Raw genomic sequence first — 23,619 nt, 5'->3', positions numbered from 1 at the left:
ATCCGGACGAGACAAGGAGGGGGCATGAATAATCGAGACAAATCAGGCCGCGCGCTGGCGGAGCCCGTCGAGGCGGCTGCCGGCGGCAGGCGGCAGTTCCTGGCGCGCAGCACCGCGGTGGCCACCTCGCTGGCGACCATGGCGCTGTCGGAGTCGGCCGTTGCCCAATCGGGCGCGGCCGCGGTTGCGCCCGACGTGGCGAAGAAGAATCTGCCGCCGAATGTGCCGGCATGGACGAAATCCCTGGGCGCGCCCACGGCCTCGCCCTATGGGGTGCCGTCCAAGTTCGAAACCGAAGCGACAAGAAAGCTGTACCCGGGCCTCAAGGAGCCGATGTCGGCCTACAGCACGACGCCGCTGCAGGAACTGGACGGCACCATCACCCCCAATGGCCTGTTCTATGAACGGCACCACGCGGGCGTGCCGGAGATCGACCCGCGGCAGCACCGCCTGATGATCCACGGGTTGGTGAAGAATCCGATGATCTTCGAGGTGCAGGAGCTGCGGCAGTTTCCCAGCGAAAGCCATGTCTATTTCCTCGAGTGTTCGGGGAACCCCTCGTTCCTGCCGCCCTATGGGAAGACCGCGGCCGAGGTGGCCGGCCTGGTCAGTTGCGCGGAGTGGACGGGGGTTCCGCTCAAGACCCTGTTGAATCGGGCGGGCCTGGATCCGAAGGCGAAATGGATCGTGGCCGAAGGCGCCGATGGTGCCGCTATGACACGCAGCATCCCGATCGAGAAATGCCTGGACGACGTGCTCGTGGCCTACAGCCAGAACGGCGAGCGGCTGCGTCCGGAGCAGGGGTATCCCATCCGGCTGTTCGTCCCGGGTTTCGAGGGGAACATGAGCATCAAGTGGCTGCGGCGCCTGCACGTGACGGACCAGCCGGGCTATACGCGGGAAGAAACGGCCAAGTACACGGACTTGATGGCCGACGGCCGCGCCCGCAAGTTCTCGTTCGTCATGGAGTGCAAGTCGATCATCACGTCTCCCTCGGGCACGCATCGCCTGACCCGCAAGGGAACGCACGAGATGCGGGGGATCGCCTGGAGCGGCCGTGGAAAGATCACGGCTGTCGATGTGTCCGTCGACGGCGGCAATACCTGGTATCCCGCCGCCTTGCAGGAGCCGGTGCGTTCCAAGGCGCTGACGGCGTTCCGCGCGCCGTTCGAGTGGAACGGCAAGGAACTGATGATCATGAGCCGGGCGATGGACGAAACCGGCTACGTGCAGCCCACGCTGGAGCAGCTCATCTCGGTCAGGGGGAAGGTTTCCTTCTACCACAACAACTCGGTTCAACCATGGCGGATCGCCGCCAGCGGGGAGGTGACCAATGGACGCGCGTAACGCCTTCATCGCCGCAGGCATCGGGTTCTGGGCGGCGCTGGTTCCGGCCGCGAGCCAGGCCGGCTACGAGAACCTCGGCCGCCATTTGAGCAAGGAAGAACTTGCCGGCTGGGACATCGACGTGTCGATAGACGGCAAGGGGCTGCCACGCGGAAAGGGGACCGTGTCCCAGGGGGAAAAGGTCTACCAGGCCATGTGCGTGGCCTGCCACGGCGTGAAGCTGGAGGGTGGGCTGGGGCCCGCGCTGGCTGGTGGCGTGGGCAGCCTGACCACCGACAAGCCGCTCAAGACCATCGGCAGCTATTGGCCCTACGCCACCACGCTGTTCGACTACATCCGCCGGGCGATGCCGTTCCAGGCGCCCCAGTCGATGTCCAACGACGACGTCTACGGCGTGACGGCCTACCTGCTGCACAAGAACGGCATTCTGCCGGCGAACGCCACGGTGGACGCCGCCAGCCTGGCCAAGGTCAAGATGCCCAATCGCGACAATTTCTATGTCGATGATCGCCCCGACGTGAAGGCGGGCCGTTGCATGAAGGACTGCCTTTCGAAGAAATAGGCATGCCCCTGCCGGCCATGGGCGGGCGCTAAGCGGAAGCAGAGGACGCGCGGGGCGCCGCCGTCCTCATTCCGTATCTCATCACGCCCACGACGCACAGCAGGACGATCAGCACCCCGCCCAGCGCGACCAGCGCCCGGCCCAGGGGGCCCAGCACCTTGCCCGAGTGGACCGGATACTGCCAGACCAGGAACCGGTCCACCGGCGTGCCGCTGGCATAGCCGAAGCGCCCCGCCAATTCGCCGGTCCTGTCGTCGATGAAGACCTGTTCATAGCGCACGCGCAAGGCGGACTCGCGCAGGTCTTTTTCCTTGAACGCGACCCGGTACATGCCGCGCGACGCCAGGTGTCCGAAGTACCAGGGCTCGTAGTCCCGGGTGCCCTCCGGCAATAGCGCCCGCGCCAGGGCGACGCTCTGCCGGGGGCTGATGGCAGATGCGGTCGAAGGCGCCGCCGCCGGCGCCCGCGTCGTGACCGGATGCGGGCTGACCGGCCCGAACAGGCTGGCAATCGGCTTGAAGACCTCGTTGCCCAGTCCGAGGTAGACGCCCGTGAAGGCGATGGGCAGGGCCACCAGCAGTGTCCACAGGCCGATGGTGCGGTGCAGGTCGTTCACCAGCTTCAGTCCGCGCGCATCCAGACTCATGCGCCAGGCGGAGCGCCACGGCCGTCCGGGGCGGGTGGGCAGGGTCAGGTACAGGCCCGCCAGCGAGATCAGCAGCCAGGCGACGCTGACCCATCCGAGCAGGCGGTTGCCCCATTGGCCGGGCAGGGCGAGGTTCCGGTGGAAGCGGTTGAGCCAGGGCATCAGGTGGGCACGATCCCAGTTCCAGGCACCCCACTTGCGCGTTCCCAGGATGCGGCCGGACGCGGGGTCGACGAACATGCGGTCGAAGTCGATGGCCGGACCCGTGGCGCCGGGCCGGGCTTCGACCTGGACTTCGCTGGCCTGGCCCGGCGGCGTGTCCAGCGGCAGTTGCGTCACCCGGATGCGGCCATCCTGGGATTCGATGCGTGCCAGCAGCGTGTCGAAGGGCAGGGCGGGGCGCGTGTCGCCGGTCTTGAACAGCGCCGGATTCAGCCAGGCATCCAGTTCGTGCTCGAAGGCGATCAGGCTGCCCGTCAGGGCCGTGGCCGCGACGAACAGGGCGATGGCGAGGCCGCACCAGCGGTGCAGCCCTCGAACGAACGCTTTCACCGCGCTACCACGTGTGGGCGTAGCTGATCTTCAGGACCGTGCCGGCCGCGGGCAGGTGGCTGGTGTTGTTGTTGCTGCGCAGGAGCTGGCTGTAGAGCGGGTAGTAGTGGCGATTGAACAGGTTCTCGATGCCCAGCGAGACCCGGTTCTTCGCGTCGATCCGCCAGTGGCTGACCAGGTCCACCGTGGTGTAGCCCTTGGCGTCGTAGCGTCCGAAGCTGGTCTGGCCGTTCAGGCGGTAGTCCCGGGACGCGTACGAGGTCATCTGGATCCGGTGGCTCCAACTGCTGTTGGGGCGGTACTCGGCATAAGCCGTCAGCTTCAGCGGCGGGATCCGGAAGCCGGTCATGTCCTGGTAGGCGCCGGCGTTCTGGGGAAGCTCGCGGCCTTTCATCCAGGTGAAGCTGCCGCCCGCGCTCCAGCGGTCATCGTCGCTGAAGTAGTCGAGGCTGGCTTCCACGCCGTGGATCTTTTCCTTGGTCCTGAGCAGGGTCAGCCCGTTGTTGAAGCTCTGCACCGCTCCCAGGTCGGACCGCGACTGGAAGACGCTCAGGCTGGTCCGAAGGTTCTCGAAACGGCCGCGCCAGCCCAGCTCGTAGGTGTCGGTCTTGATGGGCTTCAGGTTGGAATTGCCGATGTTGAAGCTGGGCGTGGCATTGCGCAGGACGACGCCGATGTCGGGCAGTTCGAAGCCCTGGCTGTACGACGCATAGAGTTCCTGGCCCTTGACCGGGGTGAAGACGGTGCCCAGGTTGAAGGTCCAGGCGCCATAGTTCACCGCGCCTCCCGCCACCGGCTGGGGATTGGCGACGCGCGATTGCGACAGGGGCGTGAAGTCGTCGAAGCTGGCCCGGGAGCGCTCGTAGCGGGCGCCGCCCTCGACGGACCAGCGGTCGTTGAACTTGTGCTGGGCCTGGGCGAAGGCGCCCAGGCTGCGCGTCGTGAGCGGCGGCATGTACATCACGCGGCCGGTCTTCCTGAACACCAGGCCGCCGCTGGCGTCATAGGCCGCGGGGTCGAAGATGTCGAGCGGCATGTCGGTCCGCTCGTGGTTGAAGTCCGCGCCCCAGACCAGCAGGGTGTTCCGGTCCTGGCCCAGCGGCGTCTTCACCGTCAGCCGTCCGCCGAAGACCTTCGAGTTCTGCATGGCCTGGTCGACGTTGCCGCCGCGGACAGGAACGGCGCGCGCGTCGAAGGGGGAGAAGCGCGTGAAGAAGTCGCGGTAGTAGAGCTGCGCGGCCAGCGTGCTGCCCGCCACGTTCCTGTTCTCGTAGTCCAGGCCCAGTATGGTGTTCTGGATCTGGTTCTGCTTGTCGAGCTGGAGCCCCTTGATGGACTTGGCCGGCACGGATCCGGGGGGCAGCTTGGCCACCGACGGGTCCGAGGCGTACTTCGTGTCCTGCCTGGCGTCGTAGCGGCTGGCCGACAGTTGCAGCCGCTGGTCCTCGGCCAGCTTGAATCCCACCTTGGCCGAGGCGTTGTAGATGTTGGCGTCGAACATGTCGCCCTGGCTGGGCTCCGGCGCGATGCGATGCCCGTCCCCGTCGTAGGAGCCACCCACGTGCCGTGCGCCCAGGCTGACGGAGTAGTCGACCACGTCGCCGCCGCCCGACAGGTAGTGCTGCACTTCGCCGCCCAGTCCCGCGCTGCCCAGCCGGGACAACGGCGTCACGCCGCTGACGATGGTCTCGGCCTTGGTTTCGCCCGCCGGGCGCTTGGTGCGGATGGAGACGATGCCGCCGGCGGCGCCGCTTCCGTAGATGGCGCTGCTGCCTCGGAGCACCTCGATCTGTTCGATGTCGGCGGGATTGACGTTGGCGAGGTTCCGGGATGAGTCGCGATTGGTGTTCAGCGGAACGCCATCGACCAGCACCAGCATGTTCCGGCCGCGCAGGGTCTGGCCGTAGTCCGTGATGGTATGGCTGGAATCGGCCATGCCGGGGACGGCCTTGCTCAGCATCGTCGCCAGGCTGTCGGAACCCTGGCGCAGCTGCTGGATTTCCTCGCCTTCCAGCACCGTGACCTGCCTGGCGGGCGCCGTGAGGTTGTTTTGCGTGCGGGCGCTGACGGTGACGGTGGCGAGTTCCGTCGTTTCGGTGGCGGCCGCTGCCGCCTCGGCCGCGCGCACGCCAGGAACGGGCTCCAGGGCGTAGTTGCCTTCCCCCATCTGCCGCAACCGCAGGCCGCTTTGCTCCAGCAGCCGCGCGAAACCGTCCTCGACGGAGAACGAGCCGGACAGGCCCGGGGTGCTCATCCCGCGCAACCGGGCCGAGTCGACGCTGAGATTGACGCCGGCCTGGGCCGCGAATTGCATCAGGGCGGGCTCCAGCGGTCCGGCGGGGATGCGATACGCCTTCTGCACCTGGCCGGCGGCGGGCGTGGCGGCATGAGCAGCCTGGCCATGGAAGGCCAGGACGCTCATGCCCAGGACGGCGGCAAGGCGGCGCGAAGGCCGCGGGTGGCGGGCGCGGTGTTGGGGCATGTCGTGGAATCCTCGTGACTGTCGTGGGCCGTTGAAGAGAGGCTCAGTGGATATGACAGGCGAGATTCAAAAACCGGACAGGGAACCTAGCGGCGGGCCACCCTGACCCAGTAGCGGGTCCGTTCTTCGGTCCGTACGGGCAGCGTACGGGTCAGGAGATCCAGGACGCGGGCGGTGTCATTGACCTGGAAGCTGCCGGAGACCCGCAGGTCCGCGGCGTCCGGGGCGCATTGCAGGACACCGGGCCGGTAGCGCGCCAGCTCGGCCAGGAAGTCCTCGAGCCGCATGTCGTGCGCATAGAGCACGCCATGGGTCCACGCGTCCGCTTCGGAGGGAAGCGCCGCCACGGCACGGACCGCCTGGCTGTCGAATTCGGCGCGTTCCCCGGCCTGGACGACGGTGCGCTGCGCGGACCGGGCGGAGGTGATGCCGACCGCTCCGTCCAGCACCGAAAGGGTGGTGCCCTGTTCGTGCATGCGCACGATGAAGCGCGTGCCCAGGGCCTGCATTTCGCCATCCCCGGTCTGGACGATGAAGGGCTGGTCCGCGTACCGGGCCGAATGGGCAGTCTCCACCAGGATCTCTCCGGCATGCTGGCGCACCCGCCGGAACGTGCCATCGAAGTCCGCGCTGACGGCCGTGGCCGTGTTCAGCAGGATGCGGCTGCCATCGGCCAGCGTGACCGACCGGCGTTCTCCGGTGGCGGTCCTGAACTCCGCATTCCAGGCTTGCCAGGGAAGGCGGCGATACGCCAGCCAGCCCAGCGCCGGCGCACCGAGCGCCAGCGCGGCGGTCTTGAGGAATTGCCTGCGGCCGGCCGCGCGACGGGGCCTGCCCAGCACGGCCATGCCCATCGGGGCGGGCACGGCGCTCATTCGTTCCTTCAGGCGCTCGGCCTGTTGCCAGACGTGTTCGTGGATGGCGCTCTGGCCGCGCCAGCGCATGAGTTCCGCGTGTTCCGATTCGCTGAAGTCGGACGCGTGCCGGCGCGCGAGCCAGTGCGCGGCTTCGTCCAGGATGCGCGCGTCGACGGCGGTCATGTCTTGTTGGCCAGCATGACCTGCAGGCATTGCCTGAAACCCTGCGCCATGTAGCGGGTAACCGTGCGCACGCTGACCTGCATGTGCGCGGCGATTTCCTCGTAGGACAGGCCTTCCAGCTGGGACAGCAGGAAGGCCGTGCGGGCCTTGGCCGGCAGCTCGTCCAGCAGCGCGTCCAGTTCCTCCAGCGTTTCCAGCAGGATGGCCCTGGCTTCCACCGATGGCACGGTGTTCTCGGGCAAGAGGTGCAGGGATGCCAGGTAGGCCTGTTGCAGCGACTGGCGTTCGAGGTGGTTGACGACCAGGCGCTTGGCCACCGTCGTCAGGTAGGCCCGGGGTTCGCGGATGTCCTGGATGGCGTGCGTCCTGGCGCCCGCCCAGATGCGGGTGAAGGTGTCCTGGGCGATGTCCGCGGCGTCGGAGCGATTGCCCAGCTTTCTTTGCAGCCACGCAACCAGCCATTGGCTGTGCTGGACGTAGATGCCGCCGAGCGCTTGACTGGCGGCACTGTCGGCAGGTCGGGACACGCGTTCCCCTTACAGGGTCAAGGAAATTCTCCTATTTTCTCACAAAATGATATCGATTCGCATTATTGTTCTTGCAGTGCGGCCAGCAGGGTTGCGGCGGGGCTATACTCGCCGGCGAAAAAAGAACCGTAATGAAACGGTTCCATGGGGGAGCAGCCATGACGGCTGGAATTTTCGCCATTGTCAGCCTGTTGACCGTATTTGCCGCCTTCCTGTCGGGCGTATTCGGCATGGCGGGCGGCATGGTGCTGATGGGCGCCTTGCTGTTGCTGATGCCGGTCTCGGCGGCCATGGTCGTGCAAAGCGTGGCCTTGCTGGCGTCGAACGTCTGGCGCGCGGTGCTGTGGCGCGCGCATACCGATTGGCGGATCGTGGGGCGTTTCGCCATGGGGGCCGCCGTCGCGTTTGCGCTGATGTTCAGCGTCCGGTTCGTTCCCAGCCGCAGCCTGGCGCTGATCGTGCTGGGGTTGAGCCCTTTCATCGCGCTGGCGGTGCCGGCCCGCCTGGCGCCCCAGGCGGAGCGGCGCATGGCCGCGGAAATATGCGGCTTCGTGTGCCAGGTCATGCATCTGCTCAGTGGCGTCACTGGGCCGCTGCTGGATATTTTCTTCGTGCGCTCGACCACCATGGACCGCCGGACCGTGGTGGCGACGAAGGCAACGTGCCAGGTGCTGGGACATGCCTCGAAGCTGGCGTATTTCGGCGGCGCGCTGGGCGCGGCGGAGCTGTCGGCCCAATGGTGGCACTGGGTGGCGATCATCGGGTGCGCCGTGGTCGGCACCTCGTTGAGCCGGGCCGTGCTCGAACGCATCACCGACGCGCAGTTTCGCCGCTGGACCCGGACGATCGTGCTGGGAATCGGGACCGTCTACCTGATCCAGGGCGTGGCGTCCATGATGTAGCTGGCGCGCCGCAGCCTTCCTAGCCTGCCTCCACCATGAAGCCGTCGAAGAACCCCGCCAGTTCGGCGTGGGCATCCAGCGGCAACACGTGCGCCACGTACTGGTCCGGCCGCACGATCACCACGCAGCCGCGCCGGCGGTCGATGCCGCGCATGTCGAAGATGTCCTGGCCGCTCTTGAGGTCGGGGCAGAACATTTTCTCGTAGTCGATCAGCCCATGGCGGCCCTTGCGCGGCAGCAGGAAGGACGGCATGGTTTCCAGCGCCAGCGTGCGATGGCCCTGCTGGAAGACCGCGCGCACATCGATCACGGCGTCGACGTCGGCCCCTGCGGGCGTGTATTTGCGGATCGGCGACTGGCTTGATCCGGCCAGGAAACGGCACAGTTCCCCGATGGCCGAGGACGGCGCGGCGGGGTCCGCGGCATCGGCGAAGGCGAACACGCGCCAGCGGCCGTCGGCCTTGACCGCGTGGCCCAGGTGCATGGGCTTGGCGTCGGCCAGGCGGATGACCGGGGCCGAGTGGAAGCGCATGCCGATGGTCAGGCCGCGCGCCAGTTCCTGGTGGGTCGGCTCCGCGCTGATGATGGACGGGTAATAGCGGGTTTCGGTGCCGGCGGTGAAGCGGCCCTGTTTGACGAAGTAGCGCTGGAATTCGGCCGGGTCGATGCCTTCGCTGTCGTCCCTGGAAGGATCCTTGGGCGCGGCGCTGAACATCTTGGCGAACTCGCGATCGAAGTCGATCAGTTCCTTGGCGACGGTCTGGCGTTCCTTGGAATAGGTATGCAGGATCTGGGGCGTGCTCTGGCCGCGCAGGACGGCGGCGAGTTTCCAGCCCAGGTTGAAGCCGTCCTGCATCGAGACGTTCATGCCCTGGCCCGCCTTGGGGCTGTGGGTATGGCAGGCGTCGCCGGCGATGAAGACCCGTGGCAGGCGGGCGTGTTCTTCCTGTTCGGGCACGTCGTCGAACTTGTCGCACAGGCGCTGGCCGATCTCGTACACGGACCACCACGCGACCTCTTTCACGTCCAGGGTGTAGGGGCGCAGGATGCGCTGGGCGGCGGCGATCAGGCGGTCGGACGTGATCTGCCGGCTGGCGACGCGCTCGTTCTCGTTCAGCTTGTCGAGTTCGATGTACAGGCGCACGAGGTAGCCGCCCTCGCGCGGGATGATCAGCACGCTGCCTTCGCTGGCCGAGTGGATGGCCGACTTGATGCGGATGTCGGGGAAGTCGGTGACGGCCAGCACGTCCATCACGCCCCAGGCCTGGTTGGCGGATTCGCCGTGCAGCGCGCGTCCGAGCGATTTGCGCACCGCGCTGTGGGCGCCATCGCAGCCGACCGCGAAGCGGGCGCGCACGGTCTCGACCTGGCCTTCGTGTCCGGCATCGGTGCGTTCGAAGCGCGCCGTGACCGGGTGGGTGGGCGTGCCGCCGGCCGGGGATTCGGCAACGGCCAGGTCCAGCAGGCGGCGCGAGTAGTGGGGCTCGAGCCGCGACGGCGCGTTGCGCATGACGTCCAGGTAGAAGTCGTGGACGCGGGCCTGGTTCAGGATCACGTGGGGGAACTCCGAGAGTCCGTCCTCGGTGTCCTGGATGCGGCCGCTGCGAACGATGTGGTCGCGCTGTTCGTCGTCGGGCTTCCAGAACGAGGTCTCGTTGACCCAATAGGCTTCCTTGAGCACGCGCCGGCTGAAGCCGAAGGCCTCGAACATCTCGACCGTGCGGCAGGCGATGCCGTCGGCCTGGCCCAGTCGCAGGGGACCGGGTTTCTGTTCGACGATACAGGTCTTGAGGTCGGGAAAGGCCGCCAGTTGCGTGGCCAGGGTCAGGCCGGTGGGGCCGCTGCCCACGATCAGGATGTCGACCTCGTCCGGCAGCGCGTCGGCGCGCGGGCCCGCGGCGTGCCCGGCAGGTTCGGAGATTTCAGGGTCGCCGGGCTTGAACCCGTTCAGATGGAATTGCATGGCGCATCGGATTCGGCAAAGTGACCCTGTCATTATCTCAGTTATCCCCCCGGGTGTTTCGTATAGACTGGGCAACGGTACGAGTTCTTTCCTACGGCTTCGGCATCCACAGGGAAACCATGACCCACGACGATATTCAGCTTCTGGTGGCCGCCCTGATCAGCGTGCTGGCGCTGGTCGGGCTCATCGTGTCGCGGCTGCGGCTGCATCCCTTGCTGGCGCTGCTGGTGGTGTGCGTGGGGGTGGGGTTCGCCACCGGCATGGCGCCCGACACCCTGGTCAAGGCCATCACCAACGGGGCGGGCAAGACGCTCGGAGCCGTGGGCGTCGTCATCGCCCTGGGGGCGATGCTGGGCAAGGTGCTGGCGGACACCGGGGTGACGGACGGATTGGCCGGGGCCATCCTGACGAAGGCGTCGCCATCCAGCATTCCATGGGCCATGGCGCTGGTGGCCTTCATCGTCGGCATCCCCATGTTCTTCGAGGTGGGTCTGGTGGTGCTGCTGCCGCTGATCTTCAGCGTGGCCCGCAAGCTGGAGGAGCAGAAGGCCATCAAGGGCTCCGCCTACGTCTACGTGGGCGTGCCGGTCATCGCCGCGCTGGCGTCCATGCACGGCATGGTACCGCCGCACCCCGGGCCCCTGACCGCCATCGCCACGCTCAAGACCAGCGTGGGCGCCACCATGATCTACGGTTTCATCGCGGCGATACCCTCGATCGTGCTGGGTGGCCCGGTCTATGCCCGCTTCATCGCGCCGCGGCTGACGGTGCGGCCCGACCAGGCGCTGGTGGACCAGTTCTCGGTGGGCAAGGCGGACCCCGGCCGGCCGGTCGGGATCGGGCTGGGCGTGCTGGTGGCGCTGCTGCCGGCCATCCTGATGCTGGTGCACGCGCTGGCCGAGATGCTGGTGCCCAAATCCTCGTTCACCTTCAAGATGGCGGCTTTCCTGGGCAATCCCATCATCGCGATGCTGATCGGCGTGCTGTTCGCGGCCATCGTGCTCGTCTACGCGCGGCACGGCGACGCCGAGAAGCTGCGCGATGCGCTGGGCGCCAGCCTGAAGCCGGTGGCCGGCATCCTGCTCATCATCGCCGGCGGCGGGGCGTTCCAGCAGGTGCTGACGGACGCCAAGGTGGGCGATGCCATCGTGCACCTGACCCAGGCCTTCGCGCTGCCGCCGCTGGTACTGGGGTGGATGATCTCCATGCTGCTGTCGGTCTCCACCGGCTCGGCCACGGTGGGCATCGTGGGCGCCTCGGGCCTGCTGGCGCCGCTGGCCGGCGCCGACCCGACGCTGAACCTGCCGCTGCTGGCCCTGTCGATCGGCTGCGGATCGCTGTTCTTCAACTACGCGAACCACGCCGGCTACTGGATGGTGAAGGAGTCCTTCGGCATGACCATGGGCGAGGCGACGAAGACGATCTCGGTGGTGCAGTCCATCGTGGCCGTGGTCGGCCTGGCCATGGTGCTGCTGATGAACCTGCTGCCGCCGCTGGCGTAGCGCGGCGGCCTTCCCGCCTTATATTTCCACCTTATATTTTGCGCCGCAGCACGATGGGCTTGCCGCCGTAGGCCCGCTTGCTCATCCAGGCGGCCAGCGCCGCGTCCAGGTAGTCGGCATGGCCGGGGAACCACTGGAACAGGTGCAGGGCGAAGTCGTGCACCAGCGCCACGTCGGCCTGCCCGCTCAGGAACAGTTCGCGCACCTCGCGGGTGGATTTCATGACCGCTTCGTGTTCCTGCACGTGGCAGTCGGACGGCGGGAAGTCGGTGGTACGCATCCACTCTTCTTCCTGGCCGAAGTGCGATTTCACGTGTTCCTCGAACGCGTCCAGCGCGGCCGGCGCGGAGTCCTGGGTACAGGTCAGCAGCCGGAAGGCGACGTCGTAGAACTCCTTGTGCGACTCGTCCATGGGGTGGAATCCGAGCAGCCGGGCATCGGACCAAAGAAAGCTGGTGTCGCTTTCCGGGCGAGGAGCGCTGTCGTCGCGCAAAGTCGGTTCTTGCTTCATGGGGCTTCTGGGTAGTATCGACAAGCAGGTGGACATGGTACCCCGCTTTTGGGGGCAGCCGGGCAGCGAAGCCTCCCGCCCGGCTGCCCGGCCGTCAGGCCGGGACGGTGCCCATCAGCTCTTCCTTGCGCGTTGCCATCATGTCCGCCGCTTCCCGCAGGTCGATCTTCTTGCTGACGATCTTGGGAAACAGTTCCTCTTCTTCTTCCTTGACGTGATGGTTGATGTATTCGCCCAGGACGGTGACCTTGGCATCGTACATCTCGTCGGTGGGCTTCATCGCCTGGATCTGCGCGATCAATTCCTTGGCGCTGGCATGCTCCACGACCGCCTCGTCCAGCAGGTCTGCAAAGGGTTCCCCGCCTTCCTGCCGGACCAGGGGATAGAAGATTTCCTCTTCCAGCTTGGTATGGATGGTCAATTCTTTACAGACCGTCTGGGCGATTTCTTCCTTTTCCGCGTCGGATCCCGCGTCCTTGAACTGCTTGAACAGCTTCTTGGCATTGCGATGGTCGTCCAGCAACAGGCTCAGGGCGGCCTTTTGCGGGGCCGGTATGGTCGATTTGTTCATAAGGGTTTCTCCAGAGTGCCCCTCTCACTGAGGTGGGGACCCTTAGCAAACGCCGTGCCCGCTACTCCTGGAACACGCTGGCCGCGACCGCCCGCAGCCATTTGCAGCCTGGATCGCGGTGATAGCGCTCGTGCCAGTACTGGCGCACCAGGTAGGACGGCAGATCGAACGGCACCGCCAGGTAGCGGATCGTTCCGTGGGCGGCCAGGATGCGAGCCAGGTGGATGGGGGCCAGCGCGAGCAGGTCGGTCCTGGCGACGATTTCCTCCAGGCCCAGGAAGGACGGTACCCACAAGGCCGTCTTGCGGACGATGCCGGCGTCGTCGATCGCCTTGTCCAGCAGCCAGTGGGCCGTGCCGGTGGTCATCACGGCCACGTGGGACTCCGACAGGAACTGGGATTTCGTCAGTTTCGCCTTGACGCGCGGATGGCCGGCACGGACCAGGCAGACATAGTGTTCGCTGAACAGCGTCTGCTGGTGGAAACCCGCCTGCATGCTGGTCGTGTAGCCCATGGCCAGGTCGGCATCCCCGGTTTCCAGGCGGCGCGGCGTGTCCGGATCCAGGTCTCGTATCTCCAGGCGTACGTGGGGGGCGATCTCGGCCAGGCGGTTCAGCAGACGGGCCAGGACGACCATCTGGCCGGTGTTGGTCATGCAGATGCGGAACACCCGGTCGGACGTGGCGGGATCGAAGTCCGGGTCCCGGCCTTCCGTACCGTCGAACAGGGCGAGCGCGCCCTGCACCGCGGAGGTGAGCGAGGCGGCGCGGGGCGTAGGCACCATGCCGGCGGACGTGCGCACGAACAGCGGGTCCTTGAAGTGCCGGCGCAGCTTGCCCAGCCGGATGCTGACCGACGGCTGGCTCAGGCCCAGTTCGTCGGCCGTGGCCGATACGGTGCCGGTCTGGCCCAGGGATTGCAAAAGGCGCAGGTCCGTCAGGTCGAGTTTGCTCATGGAGGGCGAGAAAGGGATATTGTATTTTTAAATATGATGAATAAATTCTAGTCGATTGACGCAATAGTGAGGCATCCCTAGTCTTCCTGCCTGACATTCCTGCAAGGAGACATCCATGCTGCTTTGCCGCTTCGACGCGGACCGGCTGGGGCTGGTGGAAGGGGACCGGGTCCGCGACGTCACGCCCGCTCTTGCCGTCCTGCCCGCCCATACCTATCCGCTGCCGCCCTTCGACCCGCTGATCGCCAACCTGGACGTGGTCCGGCGCTGCATCCGCGACCTGTTGCCGGGGGCGCCCAGCCTGCATTTGAAGGACGTTTCCCTGCTGAGCCCGGTGGCCAGCCCGGGCAAGATCATCGCGGCGCCGGTCAACTACCTGAAGCACCTGGACGAAGCCCGGAGCGATGCGCAAATCCATCATCGCAACCAGGTCGGCGAAATCCAGCGCGTGGGCCTGTTCCTGAAGGCCACCAGTTCCCTGGTCGGTCCGGCCGCGGGGGTCGCCCTGAAGCATCCGGATCGCCGCAACGACCACGAGGCCGAGGTGGTGGTCGTGATCGGCCGGCGCGGCCGCGACATTCCCGCCGCGCGGGCGTACGAGTACATCGCCGGCTATTGCGTGGGGCTGGACATGACCACCCGCGGGCCGGAGGAGCGCAGCCTGCGCAAGTCCATCGATACCTATTCGGTCCTGGGACCATGGATGGCGACGCCCGACGAAGTACCGGATCCGGCCAACCTGGATTTCTGGCTGACCGTGAACGGCCAGCCGCGCCAGCGGGCCAATACCCGGGACCTCGTGCTGGGGATACCCGAGCTGATCGAGCTGGCCTCGTCGTTCTACACGCTGCATCCCGGCGACCTGCTGTTCACGGGGACGCCGGAAGGCGTCGGGCCGGTCGAGGCGGGCGACGTCATCGACGTCGAGGTGGCCGGCGTGGGCCGGATGACGGTGGCCGTGCGCCAGGCGCAGGCGGGAGACCCGGCATGAGCGCGGACGATACATCCAGGGTCCTGGTGGCGGGGGGCGGCATAGGCGGTCTGGCAGCGGCGCTGGCGCTGGCGCGCACCGGGCGCCCGGCGACGGTGTTCGAGCAGGCCGAGACCTTCAAGGAAATCGGCGCCGGCATCCAGCTGGGCCCCAACGCCTTCCATACTTTCGATGCGCTGGGCATCACCGACAAGGTGAACCGGCTGGCCTCGTTTCCCGACGACATCGTCGCGATGGACGCGCTGTCCGGCGAACGGTTGGTCCAACTGCCCGTCGCCCGCCTGTTCCCGCAACGCTTCGGCCGGCCCTACGGACTGATCCACCGCGCGGATTTGCATGCGGTCCTGCTGGAAGCCTGCCGCGAAAGCGGGCGCGTCACGCTGCATGCCGCCACCAAGGTGCAGGACTACGAGGACACGCCGGACGGCGTCGTGGTCCGTACCCAACGTGACGAGACGTTCACTGGCGCGGCCCTGATCGGCGCCGACGGGCTCTGGTCCACCATCCGCGTGGGCATCGTGGGCGACGGCAAGCCCCGCGTCTCGGGCCATATCGCCTACCGCGCGGTGCTGCGCGCCGACGAAGTGCCCGACAGCAATCGGCTGAACGCGATGGTGGTCTGGATGGGGCCCAAGTATCACCTGGTCCACTACCCCCTGCGCGGCAACGAGCTGTTCAACCTGGTGGCCGTGTTCCACAGCGATCGCTACGAGGACGGCTGGGATACCTACGGCGACCCGGAGGAACTGCACCTGCGCTTCCAGGGCGCGCATCCCCTGGTCCTGGGCATGCTCGAGAAGATCGAGTCCTGGCGCATGTGGGTGCTGTGCGACCGCGAACCCGTGGCCAACTGGAGCAAAGGGCGGGTCACGCTGCTGGGCGATGCCGCGCATCCGATGCTGCAATACCTGGCGCAGGGCGCCTGCATGGCGATGGAAGATGCCGTGTGCCTGGCCGGCAAGGTGCAGGCCCATCGGGGCGACATGGCCGCCGCGTTCCTGGACTACCAGCAGGCGCGCTACCTGCGCACCGCCCGCACGCAGCTGACGGCGCGGCTCTATGGGCATGCCTACCACGCCGCGGGCGCCACGCGCGACTTGCGCAACGCGTTCCTGGGCGCCAGGACGGCGGAGCAGACCATGGAAAGCATGGCCTGGATGTACGACCCGAAGGAGATTCCGCGATGACGGACGACATGCGCGCGCGGCGCGAGGCGTTCTACGGCCGCATCGACGCCAGCCATTGCACGCCGCTGTGGGAAGTGCTGCACGGCCTGATCACGCCCACGCCGTCCACGCCCTGCCAGCCTTGCCATTGGCCGTGGGCAACCATGTGGCCCTACCTGCGGGACGCGGGCAACCTGATCAGCGCCGAAGAGGCCGAGCGCCGGGTCCTGGTGCTGGAGAACCCGGGGCTGCGCGGCCGGTCCCGCATCACGCACAGCCTGTATGCGGGGCTGCAGCTCATCCTGCCCGGCGAAGTGGCGCCGCCGCATCGCCACTCGCAGTCGGCCATGCGTTTCGTCCTGCAGGGCAAGGGCGCCTATACGGCGGTGGACGGACGCCGGATCGCGATGGAGGAGGGGGACTTCGTCATCACCCCGTCGTGGGCCTTCCACGACCACGGCAATCCCTCCGACGAGCCCATGGTCTGGCTGGACGGGCTGGACGTGCCCATCGTGGAACTGTTCGACGCGCAATTCATGGAGAAGGGCGAGGCCGCGCCGTTGGGGCAGGGCGGCGATGGCGCGGACAACCTGGCGGCCTTCGGCGCGACGATGAAGCCGGTGGGTTTCGAGCCGGCCAGCCGGACCTCGCCGCTGTGCTGGTACCCGTACGCGCGCAGCCGCGAGGCCTTGCTGGCCTTCGCGCGGTCGCAGGCGCCGCATCCGTGCTGGGGCCACAAGCTGCAATACGTCAACCCCGTCACCGGCGGGTGGCCCATGCCGACCATGGGTACGTTCCTGCAGTACCTGCCGGCCGGTTTCGACGGCGCGGCCTATCGTTCGACCGACGCCACCGTCTATGCCGTGCGAGAAGGCAGCGGGACGTGCCGCATAGGCGGACGGGAACTGCGCTTTGGCCAGCGCGACGTGTTCGTCTGCCCGTCATGGATGCCCTACACCCTGCATGCGGATGCCGATACCGTCCTGTTCAGTTTCTCGGACCGGCCGGCGCAGCAGAGCCTGGACATCTGGCGCGAGCAGGCGGGCTGAGGGCCGCGGTCACATCGAGACCGCGGCGCGTTCGAACAAGGTGGACAGATAGGCCGCCGCCGGCGTCAAGGGTACGCCGGCGCGCGAGATCTGCACGATGTCCGGGCCCTCGATGTGCTCGCGCACCGGGATGGCCTCGATCACCCCTTCGAACAGGCGGGCCTGCAGCCACTGCCGCGGCAGCATGGCGAGCGCATCGGTCGAGCTGAGCAGCGCCGCCACGCCCACCATGGATTCGGCCTGGGTCATGGGCACCGGCGGGGGCAGCCCCTGGCTGGCGAAGGCATCCTCGAATTCGGCCTCCACGCGTTCGCGCACGCCCGTCAGGACCCAGTCCTCGTCGACCAGTTCCGCCAGGCTGGTGGCGTGGCGCCGGGGATGGCCCTTGCGGCCCACGACCACCCGGTCATTGTGGAACAGCAGGTCCACCTTGTAGCCGTCGCCGATGGGGCGCGCGGGCCGGGGACCGATGAAGAAATCCAGGGTACCGTCCTGCAGGCGGCCTTCCAGCATGGAGAAGAAGCCTTCCATCATGCGCAGCCGCACGCCTGGATATTTCTTGCGGAACCCCTGGTGCGCCCGCGCCGCCATGACCAGCCAGACCGCGCTGGACAGGCCGACGGTGACCGTGCCCGATGGGGTGCCCAGCAACTGCGCCACTTCTTCGCGCCCGCGCTGGAGTTCCGCCATGGCGGCGTGCGCGCGGCCGTAGAAGGCCTGGCCGATGGGGGTCAGCACCACGCCGCGCGCGTGCCGCTCCAGCAGGGGCGTGCCCAGTTCGCCTTCCAGTTCGCGCAGGCTGCGGGTCAGGGCGGGCTGGGCCAGGCCCAGCGCCCGCGCGGCGCCGCGCACGCTGTGCGCGTCGGCGATGGCGACGAAGTCGCGCAGGTGGTGCAGTTTCATGTCGATAACGCCTAGGTATCGATGGAAGGATTTTGCCATCTTTCTGTAAGCACTGACCTTACCTAGACTCGTCTCCGACAACAAGTACCCCATTACGGAGACAAACCATGACCCTAGCCAGATTCGCGGCAACCCTGTTCTGCGCCATGGCATTGCAGCCCATGGCCGCCGGCGCGGCGCAGCCGGATGCCTTTCCCACCCGGCCGGTGCGGCTGCTGAGCCCGTTTCCGGCGGGCAGCGGCCCCGATGCCGTAGCCCGCATGGTGGGCGAGCAGTTGTCCAAGGACTGGGGCCAGGCCGTCGTGGTGGAACCGCGGCCGGGCGGCAACGGCTTCATCTCGATGGAGGCGGTGCGCCGCGCCGCGGCCACCGGCTATGACCTGGGCGTCGTCGACGTGGGCCACATGGCGATCAATCCCAGCCTGTTCCGCAAGCTGCCCTACGACCCGGTCAAGGATTATGTCCCCGTCGGCGGGCTGTACCGGACCTCGTTCTTCGTGGTGGTCTCCAGCGGCAGTCCGGTCAAGTCGGTGGCCGAGCTGATCGCCGCGGCCAAATCTTCGCCGGGCAAGGTGACGTACGGTTCGTGGGCGGTCGGCAGCCCTGGCCACCTGGGCGCCGCGCAGGTCGAGGCGGCCACGGGCACGCAGATGCTGCACGTGCCGTTCAAGGACACCGCGCAACTGTACGCGGCCGTGGCCAACGGAGAAGTGACCTGGGCGCTGGGTTCGTACGCCACTGCCGGCGCGCTGATCCAGGCCGGCAAGCTGCGCGTGCTGGCGGTGGCCGACGGCCAGCGATCGTCGGCCCTGCCCGACGTGCCCACGCTGGAAGAGGCGGGCGGACCCCGGGGCGTGGATGCCTCCACCTGGGTCGCCCTGGTGGCGCCGGCGGGCACGCCGGCCGAGCGGGTCGAGGCGATCTCGCGCGCGGTGCGCGCGGCGCTGGACGTGCCCGAGGTCAAGGCCAGGATGGCCACGTTCGGATTCGTGCCCGCCGCCGTTCCCGGCGCGACGGTGTCCGAGTGGATGCGCAAGGACACTCCCCGCTATGCCGAGATGGTGCGGCGCACGGGGGCGACGACGGACTGAAGGAAGCCTTACCGTGAATACCATGCAGACAGAAGTCGCCATCGTCGGCGGCGGTCCCGCCGGCCTGATGCTGGCCATCGAACTCGGGTGCCGGGACATTCCCTGCGTCCTGCTGGAAGAGGATGCCGATCCGCCGGCCTTTCCCAAGGCCAACGCGACCTCGGCCCGGACCATGGAGCACTATCGCCGGCGGGGTTTCTCCGACGAGATCCGGGCCCTGGGCCTGCCGCCGGATTATCCGCAGGACGTGGTCTATTGCACGCAGCTGGCCGAGCACGAGCTGGCGCGGTTCAGGATCCCGAGCCGCGGCGAGGCGGCTCGGCGCAGCGAGGCCGGCGGCCATGCTCCGGACAATGCCGGCGACTACGGCAGCGATGCGTGGCCGACTCCCGAGCTGCCGCATCGGGTGCAGCAGATGCTGATCGAGCCGGTGCTGCGCCGGCGCGCGGCCGCGTATCCAAGCGTGCGGCTGTGCCTGGGGCAGCGCGCGGTGGCCGTCGAACAGGACGAGCAGGGCGTCACGGCCACGGTCGAACCCGAAGGCGGTGGTCAGGCGTGGCAACTGCAAGCGCGCTACCTCGTCGGGTGCGACGGTCCCCGCAGCCTGGTGCGCAAGTCGCTGGGCGTGGGCTATTCCGGACAGGGCAGCGAGCAGCGCGATTTCTTCGGCGGCCAGATGTTGTCCATCTACTTCCGGTCCAGGCGGCTCTACGACGCGATCGGCAAGCAGCCCGCCTGGCAGTATTGGGCCGTGAACGCGCGCCAGCGGGGGCTGCTGATCGCCGTGGACGGCATCGAGACCTTCCTCCTTGCCGTGCAACTGGCCCCCGGCCAGGCGCCTGGCGACATCGATCCGGTCGCCACCGCCCATGCCGTGGTGGGCAGGGAATTCGACTTCGAACTCATCGATCGCCTGCCCTGGGTGGCCGGCTATACGCTGGTGGCGGACAGGATGGCCGGTGGCCGCGTGTTCCTGGCGGGCGATGCCGCGCATCTTTTCACGCCCACCGGAGGCATGGGCTACAACACCTCGATCGACGACGTGGTGAACCTGGGCTGGAAACTGGCCGCCGTCATCCAGGGCGCGGCCCCGCCCGCGCTGCTGGACAGCTACGAGCGCGAACGCCGGCCCATGGCGCTGCGCAATACGGCCTTCGCGCGCAGCATGGCGGACAGCATCGGCAACCTGCGCGCCGGCGCCGACATCGAGGAAGAGAGCGAGGCCGGCGTGCGGGCGCGCGCCGAGCTCGGCCGCCGCCTGGCCGCGCACGTGGCCAGCGAGTTCAACATTCCCGGCCTGCAATTGGGCGTGCGCTACCTGGACAGTCCCATCGTCGCCGTTGAGCCAGGTCCCGCGCCGCAAGACGATCCGAACCGCTACGTGCCCCTGGCCTTGCCGGGGTCGCGCGCGCCGCATGCCGTCGTGCGCGGCAAGGTGCTGTTCGACCTGTTCGGGCGCGACTTCACGCTGCTTGCCTTTGGCGTGCTGCCGGCCGCCGAGCGCGAGGCGTGGCACGCGGTGGCGGACGAGTACGGCCTGGGCCTGGAGGTGCTGGAGCTCGACGATGACGCCGCGCGGGCGCTTTATGGCGCCGAGCGGGTGTTGATCCGGCCGGACCACCATATCGCCTGGCGGGGGCGGGCGGGGGCCGATGCGCGGTCGACGCTGGCCCGGGCGACAGGCCGGGGGCGGATGGGCTGACCGCCGCCGGCGGCACCATTGCGCGAACGCACCGTCCTCGACCGCTTCGCGTATTTCGCTGGCCAGGGCCAGCAGTGGGGTGGAGTCTGCATGCCGGTCGCATCGACCGGCATGTATGCTCGATCAGGCCTCGGTGTTGTGAATGAAGTCCGGCGGCACGTCCGGCCCCCACTGATACAGGCTGTCCTCGGGCGGGAAATCTCCCGAGGGCCACCCGTGCTCGGCCGAGATGTAATCGATGTCGGCCGAGTATTCGCAGTACGAACCCCACGGGTCGCGCACGTAGTGGAAGAAGTTCGATCCCAGCACGTGCCGGCCCGTTCCCCATCCGCGCGTGTAGCCCGCTGCGGCCATCTGCGCCGCTCCCTGGCCGACCTGGTCGATGCTGGCCACGTCCCAGGCCGAGTGATGCCAGCCGCGTGCCGAACTGCGGGCGAAGGCAACCAGGTGATGGTCGCAGCCATGCGGGGCGTGGGTGAAGGCGATGCCGTCGCCGGACCGGTCGGACAGCCTCAGGCCCAGCGTCTTTTCATAGAAAGCCAGCGCGCGCGAGACGTCGGGCGTGAACAGCAGCACGTGAGACAGGCGGCGCGGGCGGACCTGGGCGACCTGGCTGCGGAAGCGGGCGCCGCGCGCGTCGGCCTGCACGTGGATGTCGTCGAGCGGGCTCTTGGCGTCCGGGGTGATCTTGGGGCCGGCCTTGACCTGGATCAGGTTGCCGTCCGCGTCGTGGAACCAGATGCCCTCGGCGGTGGCGTGCGGCACGCCGGCGGCCGTTGCGACGCCGGCCTGCTCCAGCTGAGCGCGGATGGCCGCCAGGTCGCCGGCATAGCAATTGAAGCTGAGGTAGGCCAGCGCCTTGCGCGGGCCCGCGTGGAGGCGGGCCGAGACGTGTCCGTCCCGCGCCCGCAGCGCCAGGCCATGGCCCTCGTCCTCGACCGTGAGGCCGAAGGCCTCGTGGAAATGGCGGGCGAGGGGCAGGTCCGGAACCATCAACGCGTAGTGGTCGATGGAGTGCACCGCGGCTTGCCGGGCGCTCGCGCCATGCTGGGTCTGTGTGGTCATGAGTCTCCTCCGTCGTGCGGTCGTGGCCGGACGTTCAGTTTTCGTCGGCGATCGGGTTGCGCAGGGTGGCGAAGCCGGTCACCGATATCTCGCAGACATCGCCGGCGCGCATCAGCAACTTGGGCGTGCGAGCCCAGCCGATGCCGGCGGGCGTGCCGGTGACGATGACGTCGCTGGGTTCGAGCGTGATCGCTTCGCTGATGACGCTGATCAGCGTGGGGATGTCGAAGATCATGTCGTCGGTGCTGGCCGACTGGACCACTTCGCCGTTCAGGCGGGTTTCCAGGCGCAGGCCGCGCGCCGCGGGGGGGACTTCGCTGGCGGTGACCAGTTCCGGGCCGAAGGCGCCGGTGGCGTCGAAGTTCTTGCCCACCGTCCATTGCGGGGACAGGAACTGGTATTCGCGCACCGAGCCGTCGTTGAACAAGGCATAGCCGGCGACGCAGTCGAGTGCGTCTTCCTTGCGGATGTGCCGGCCGCCGCGCTTGAGCACCACCGCCAGTTCGCCCTCGAAATCCAGGGAGTCGGACACACGAGGCCGGACGATGGGCTGGCCGTGGCCGACCAGGCTGGTGTCGTAGCGCGGGAAGATGGTGGGATAGGCGGGCTGCTCGTACTTGCTTTCCTTGGTGTGGTCGGCGTAGTTCAGGCCGATGCAGAAGATCTTGGCCGGATGCTCGACGACGGGCAGGTAGGCGACGTCGGCCTCGTCCACCAGCTTGCCGCCGCCGCGGGTGCCGGCGTAGGTTTCGAGGTCGATGCCGGCGGCCAGCAGGGATTCGATCGATTCCTCGCCCAGGATCCGGATCTTGTTGCCCTCGCGGGTGCCGAGGTAGGGGGTGCCGTCGTGGAGGAAGCGGACGTAGCGCATCGGGGATTCCTGTCTCTGTTATGGGGCGTGCGGGAAGAATGAGCACGCCCTTGTGCCCGATGCAAGCGTAAAGCGGGGGAGCGATGGGGAAAAGATGGCGGGTTTTCTCCACCGATACCTGACAAGTATCGGTGGAGGCCTTTGGAGGCCGGCAGGCCCCGTCAGGCAAGGGGGAAACCGCGGTTTACAGTCCCCGTGCCTTCAGTTGCGCGTCCAGGCGCGGATAGACCCGGCGCGCGTTCAGTTCGAACACCTTGCGCTTGTCTTCGGCCGGGATGTCCAGCGCGTCGATGTAGCGCTTGGTGTCATCGAAATAGTGCCCGGTCTGGGGGTCGATGCCGCGCACCGCGCCCACCATTTCCGAACCGAACAGGATGTTGTCGACGTCGATGACCTCGAACAGCAGGTCGATGCCGGGCTGGTGGTAGACGCAGGTGTCGAAGTAGACGTTCTTCATCACGTGCTCGGCCAGCGGCGGGCGCTTGAGCATGTCGGCCAGCCCGCGGTAGCGGCCCCAGTGGTAGGGCACGGCGCCGCCGCCATGGGGAATGATGAAGCGCAGCGTCGGGAAGTCGCGGAACAGGTCGCCTTCGATGAACTGCATGAAGGCGATGGTATCGGCGGCCAGGTAGTAGGCGCCGGTGGCGTGCATCGCGCAGTTGCACGAACCCGAGACGTGGATCATGGCCGGCACGTCCAGCTCGACCATTTTCTCGAAGAACGGATACCACGAGCGGTCGGTCAGCGGCGGGGCGCTGAAGCTGCCGCCGGACGGGTCGGGGTTGAGGTTGCAGCCGACGAAGCCCAGTTCGGTGACGCAACGCTCGAGCTCGGCGATGGAACTGGCGATGGAGACGCCGGGCGATTGCGGCAGCTGGCAGACGCCGATGAAGGTCTCGGGGTACAGGTCGACGACGCGCTTGATCAGGTCGTTCGAGCGGCGGGCCCAGACCTGGCTGACGTTCTCGTTGCCGACGTGGGGCTCCATGGCGGAGGCACGAGGCGAGAAGATGGTCATGTCGGCGCCGCGCTCGCGCAGGAGGCGCAGCTGGTTCTTCTCGATGGTCTCGCGGATCTCGTCGTCGGAGATATCGGGATAGGCCGGGTCGATGTCGCCGCCGGCCTTGAAGTTGGCCTTCTGCTGGTCGCGCCATTGGTTGTGGGCGGCAGGCGAGGTCGTGTAGTGACCGTGGCAATCGATGATCATGCTGCGCAATTCCT

Annotated in this window: 21 protein-coding genes; 9 read left to right on the top strand and 12 right to left on the bottom strand. The window is 67.6% G+C overall.

The features are described 5' to 3' along the window. The first annotated feature begins 24 nt into the window (after nt 1–24). Both soxC and N5K27_RS09640 read left to right on the top strand, forming a co-directional pair. A complete protein-coding gene (gene soxC, locus N5K27_RS09645; RefSeq protein WP_279816009.1) occupies nt 25–1,347 on the top strand; it encodes a sulfite dehydrogenase in 1,323 nt (440 codons plus the stop codon). Next, entirely contained in the window at nt 1,334–1,909 is a 576-nt protein-coding gene (locus tag N5K27_RS09640; protein WP_279816006.1) for a c-type cytochrome, read from the top strand. Before soxC ends, N5K27_RS09640 begins: the two co-directional genes overlap by 14 nt. A gap of 28 nt (nt 1,910–1,937) precedes the next feature. Here the strand turns inward: N5K27_RS09640 and N5K27_RS09635 are convergent, their stop codons facing one another. The 4 genes from N5K27_RS09635 to N5K27_RS09620 form a co-directional block, all read right to left on the bottom strand. Next, nucleotides 1,938–3,107, bottom strand: coding sequence for a PepSY-associated TM helix domain-containing protein (locus N5K27_RS09635; RefSeq protein WP_279816003.1), 1,170 nt, complete (start codon nt 3,105–3,107; stop codon nt 1,938–1,940). A 4-nt stretch (nt 3,108–3,111) separates the two neighbouring features. Continuing rightward, entirely contained in the window at nt 3,112–5,589 is a 2,478-nt protein-coding gene (locus N5K27_RS09630) for a TonB-dependent receptor (RefSeq protein WP_279816000.1), read from the bottom strand. An 86-nt stretch (nt 5,590–5,675) separates the two neighbouring features. Continuing rightward, nucleotides 5,676–6,629: a FecR domain-containing protein gene (locus N5K27_RS09625; RefSeq protein WP_279815997.1), complete on the bottom strand. Its 954-nt coding sequence runs from the start codon at nt 6,627–6,629 to the stop codon at nt 5,676–5,678. Beyond that, nucleotides 6,626–7,156, bottom strand: coding sequence for a sigma-70 family RNA polymerase sigma factor (locus N5K27_RS09620; RefSeq protein ID WP_279815995.1), 531 nt, complete (start codon nt 7,154–7,156; stop codon nt 6,626–6,628). Before N5K27_RS09620 ends, N5K27_RS09625 begins: the two co-directional genes overlap by 4 nt. A 158-nt stretch (nt 7,157–7,314) precedes the next feature. Here N5K27_RS09620 and N5K27_RS09615 point away from each other — a divergent pair, with 158 nt between their 5' ends. Beyond that, the gene (locus tag N5K27_RS09615) at nt 7,315–8,058 is read left to right on the top strand and encodes a sulfite exporter TauE/SafE family protein (protein ID WP_279815993.1); all 744 of its coding nucleotides are present in this window, start codon (nt 7,315–7,317) and stop codon (nt 8,056–8,058) included. Between the two features lie 19 nt (nt 8,059–8,077). Here N5K27_RS09615 and N5K27_RS09610 read toward each other — a convergent pair whose 3' ends face one another. Then, complete coding sequence (locus N5K27_RS09610; protein WP_087839900.1) at nt 8,078–10,021, bottom strand: FAD-binding monooxygenase; 1,944 nt, start codon at nt 10,019–10,021, stop codon at nt 8,078–8,080. 119 nt (nt 10,022–10,140) lie between these two features. Here N5K27_RS09610 and N5K27_RS09605 point away from each other — a divergent pair, with 119 nt between their 5' ends. After that, nucleotides 10,141–11,523 (top strand): gluconate:H+ symporter, encoded by a 1,383-nt coding sequence (locus N5K27_RS09605; protein WP_087839899.1) that lies wholly within the window; start codon nt 10,141–10,143, stop codon nt 11,521–11,523. Nucleotides 11,524–11,554: 31 nt separating this feature from the next. Here N5K27_RS09605 and N5K27_RS09600 read toward each other — a convergent pair whose 3' ends face one another. From N5K27_RS09600 to N5K27_RS09590, 3 genes are all read right to left on the bottom strand, one after another. Next, nucleotides 11,555–12,034: a hemerythrin domain-containing protein gene (locus tag N5K27_RS09600; RefSeq protein WP_087839898.1), complete on the bottom strand. Its 480-nt coding sequence runs from the start codon at nt 12,032–12,034 to the stop codon at nt 11,555–11,557. Nucleotides 12,035–12,128: 94 nt separating this feature from the next. Beyond that, nucleotides 12,129–12,605 carry a hemerythrin domain-containing protein gene (locus N5K27_RS09595; RefSeq protein WP_087839897.1) on the bottom strand — a complete coding sequence of 159 codons (477 nt, stop codon included), beginning with the start codon at nt 12,603–12,605 and terminating at the stop codon, nt 12,129–12,131. Nucleotides 12,606–12,666: 61 nt separating this feature from the next. After that, nucleotides 12,667–13,560 carry a LysR family transcriptional regulator gene (locus N5K27_RS09590; protein ID WP_087839896.1) on the bottom strand — a complete coding sequence of 298 codons (894 nt, stop codon included), beginning with the start codon at nt 13,558–13,560 and terminating at the stop codon, nt 12,667–12,669. Between the two features lie 115 nt (nt 13,561–13,675). Here N5K27_RS09590 and N5K27_RS09585 point away from each other — a divergent pair, with 115 nt between their 5' ends. Genes N5K27_RS09585 through gtdA form a run of 3 tightly spaced genes read left to right on the top strand, consistent with a single transcriptional unit; the run spans nt 13,676 to nt 16,766 of the window. Continuing rightward, the gene (locus N5K27_RS09585; RefSeq protein ID WP_087839895.1) at nt 13,676–14,551 is read left to right on the top strand and encodes a fumarylacetoacetate hydrolase family protein; all 876 of its coding nucleotides are present in this window, start codon (nt 13,676–13,678) and stop codon (nt 14,549–14,551) included. Beyond that, the gene (locus N5K27_RS09580) at nt 14,548–15,738 is read left to right on the top strand and encodes a 3-hydroxybenzoate 6-monooxygenase (protein ID WP_279815988.1); all 1,191 of its coding nucleotides are present in this window, start codon (nt 14,548–14,550) and stop codon (nt 15,736–15,738) included. Before N5K27_RS09585 ends, N5K27_RS09580 begins: the two co-directional genes overlap by 4 nt. Then, a complete protein-coding gene (gtdA, locus tag N5K27_RS09575; protein ID WP_279815986.1) occupies nt 15,735–16,766 on the top strand; it encodes a gentisate 1,2-dioxygenase in 1,032 nt (343 codons plus the stop codon). Before N5K27_RS09580 ends, gtdA begins: the two co-directional genes overlap by 4 nt. Before the next feature lie 9 nt (nt 16,767–16,775). Here the strand turns inward: gtdA and N5K27_RS09570 are convergent, their stop codons facing one another. Further along, complete coding sequence (locus N5K27_RS09570) at nt 16,776–17,669, bottom strand: LysR substrate-binding domain-containing protein (protein ID WP_087839892.1); 894 nt, start codon at nt 17,667–17,669, stop codon at nt 16,776–16,778. Nucleotides 17,670–17,776: 107 nt separating this feature from the next. Between N5K27_RS09570 and N5K27_RS09565 the strand changes: the two genes are divergently transcribed. Together N5K27_RS09565 and N5K27_RS09560 are read left to right on the top strand one after the other, a co-directional pair. Further along, nucleotides 17,777–18,760, top strand: coding sequence for a tripartite tricarboxylate transporter substrate binding protein (locus N5K27_RS09565; protein WP_087839891.1), 984 nt, complete (start codon nt 17,777–17,779; stop codon nt 18,758–18,760). 22 nt (nt 18,761–18,782) lie between these two features. Next, nucleotides 18,783–20,462: an FAD-dependent monooxygenase gene (locus N5K27_RS09560; RefSeq protein WP_279815981.1), complete on the top strand. Its 1,680-nt coding sequence runs from the start codon at nt 18,783–18,785 to the stop codon at nt 20,460–20,462. Nucleotides 20,463–20,585: 123 nt separating this feature from the next. On the opposite strand, the gene N5K27_RS09555 is transcribed toward N5K27_RS09560, so the two are convergent. From N5K27_RS09555 to N5K27_RS09545, 3 genes are all read right to left on the bottom strand, one after another. After that, nucleotides 20,586–21,527 (bottom strand): VOC family protein, encoded by a 942-nt coding sequence (locus N5K27_RS09555; protein WP_279815978.1) that lies wholly within the window; start codon nt 21,525–21,527, stop codon nt 20,586–20,588. 34 nt (nt 21,528–21,561) lie between these two features. Further along, nucleotides 21,562–22,398, bottom strand: coding sequence for a fumarylacetoacetate hydrolase family protein (locus tag N5K27_RS09550; protein ID WP_279815975.1), 837 nt, complete (start codon nt 22,396–22,398; stop codon nt 21,562–21,564). Between the two features lie 184 nt (nt 22,399–22,582). Further along, entirely contained in the window at nt 22,583–23,605 is a 1,023-nt protein-coding gene (locus N5K27_RS09545) for an amidohydrolase family protein (RefSeq protein WP_087839888.1), read from the bottom strand. Nucleotides 23,606–23,619: the final 14 nt, after the last annotated feature.

The organism is Pigmentiphaga sp. GD03639 (genome assembly GCF_029845405.1).
GTDB lineage: Bacteria > Pseudomonadota > Gammaproteobacteria > Burkholderiales > Burkholderiaceae_B > Pigmentiphaga > Pigmentiphaga daeguensis.
The sequence above is the reverse complement of the archived record's forward strand: the minus strand, read 5'-3'. Positions and strand labels throughout refer to the sequence as shown.

Excerpts from the sequence above, each read along its gene's own strand:
- N5K27_RS09545 (WP_087839888.1), bottom strand. The coding sequence starts at position 23,605 with ATGATCATCGATTGCCACGGTCACTACACGACCTCGCCTGCCGCCCAC.
- N5K27_RS09625 (WP_279815997.1), bottom strand. The coding sequence starts at position 6,629 with ATGACCGCCGTCGACGCGCGCATCCTGGACGAAGCCGCGCACTGGCTC.
- N5K27_RS09615 (WP_279815993.1), top strand. The coding sequence starts at position 7,315 with ATGACGGCTGGAATTTTCGCCATTGTCAGCCTGTTGACCGTATTTGCC.
- N5K27_RS09640 (WP_279816006.1), top strand. The coding sequence starts at position 1,334 with ATGGACGCGCGTAACGCCTTCATCGCCGCAGGCATCGGGTTCTGGGCG.
- N5K27_RS09560 (WP_279815981.1), top strand. The coding sequence starts at position 18,783 with ATGCAGACAGAAGTCGCCATCGTCGGCGGCGGTCCCGCCGGCCTGATG.
- N5K27_RS09580 (WP_279815988.1), top strand. The coding sequence starts at position 14,548 with ATGAGCGCGGACGATACATCCAGGGTCCTGGTGGCGGGGGGCGGCATA.
- soxC (WP_279816009.1), top strand. The coding sequence starts at position 25 with ATGAATAATCGAGACAAATCAGGCCGCGCGCTGGCGGAGCCCGTCGAG.
- N5K27_RS09600 (WP_087839898.1), bottom strand. The coding sequence starts at position 12,034 with ATGAAGCAAGAACCGACTTTGCGCGACGACAGCGCTCCTCGCCCGGAA.
- N5K27_RS09630 (WP_279816000.1), bottom strand. The coding sequence starts at position 5,589 with ATGCCCCAACACCGCGCCCGCCACCCGCGGCCTTCGCGCCGCCTTGCC.
- N5K27_RS09605 (WP_087839899.1), top strand. The coding sequence starts at position 10,141 with ATGACCCACGACGATATTCAGCTTCTGGTGGCCGCCCTGATCAGCGTG.
- N5K27_RS09595 (WP_087839897.1), bottom strand. The coding sequence starts at position 12,605 with ATGAACAAATCGACCATACCGGCCCCGCAAAAGGCCGCCCTGAGCCTG.
- N5K27_RS09565 (WP_087839891.1), top strand. The coding sequence starts at position 17,777 with ATGACCCTAGCCAGATTCGCGGCAACCCTGTTCTGCGCCATGGCATTG.
- N5K27_RS09570 (WP_087839892.1), bottom strand. The coding sequence starts at position 17,669 with ATGAAACTGCACCACCTGCGCGACTTCGTCGCCATCGCCGACGCGCAC.
- gtdA (WP_279815986.1), top strand. The coding sequence starts at position 15,735 with ATGACGGACGACATGCGCGCGCGGCGCGAGGCGTTCTACGGCCGCATC.
- N5K27_RS09590 (WP_087839896.1), bottom strand. The coding sequence starts at position 13,560 with ATGAGCAAACTCGACCTGACGGACCTGCGCCTTTTGCAATCCCTGGGC.
- N5K27_RS09555 (WP_279815978.1), bottom strand. The coding sequence starts at position 21,527 with ATGACCACACAGACCCAGCATGGCGCGAGCGCCCGGCAAGCCGCGGTG.
- N5K27_RS09585 (WP_087839895.1), top strand. The coding sequence starts at position 13,676 with ATGCTGCTTTGCCGCTTCGACGCGGACCGGCTGGGGCTGGTGGAAGGG.
- N5K27_RS09610 (WP_087839900.1), bottom strand. The coding sequence starts at position 10,021 with ATGCAATTCCATCTGAACGGGTTCAAGCCCGGCGACCCTGAAATCTCC.
- N5K27_RS09550 (WP_279815975.1), bottom strand. The coding sequence starts at position 22,398 with ATGCGCTACGTCCGCTTCCTCCACGACGGCACCCCCTACCTCGGCACC.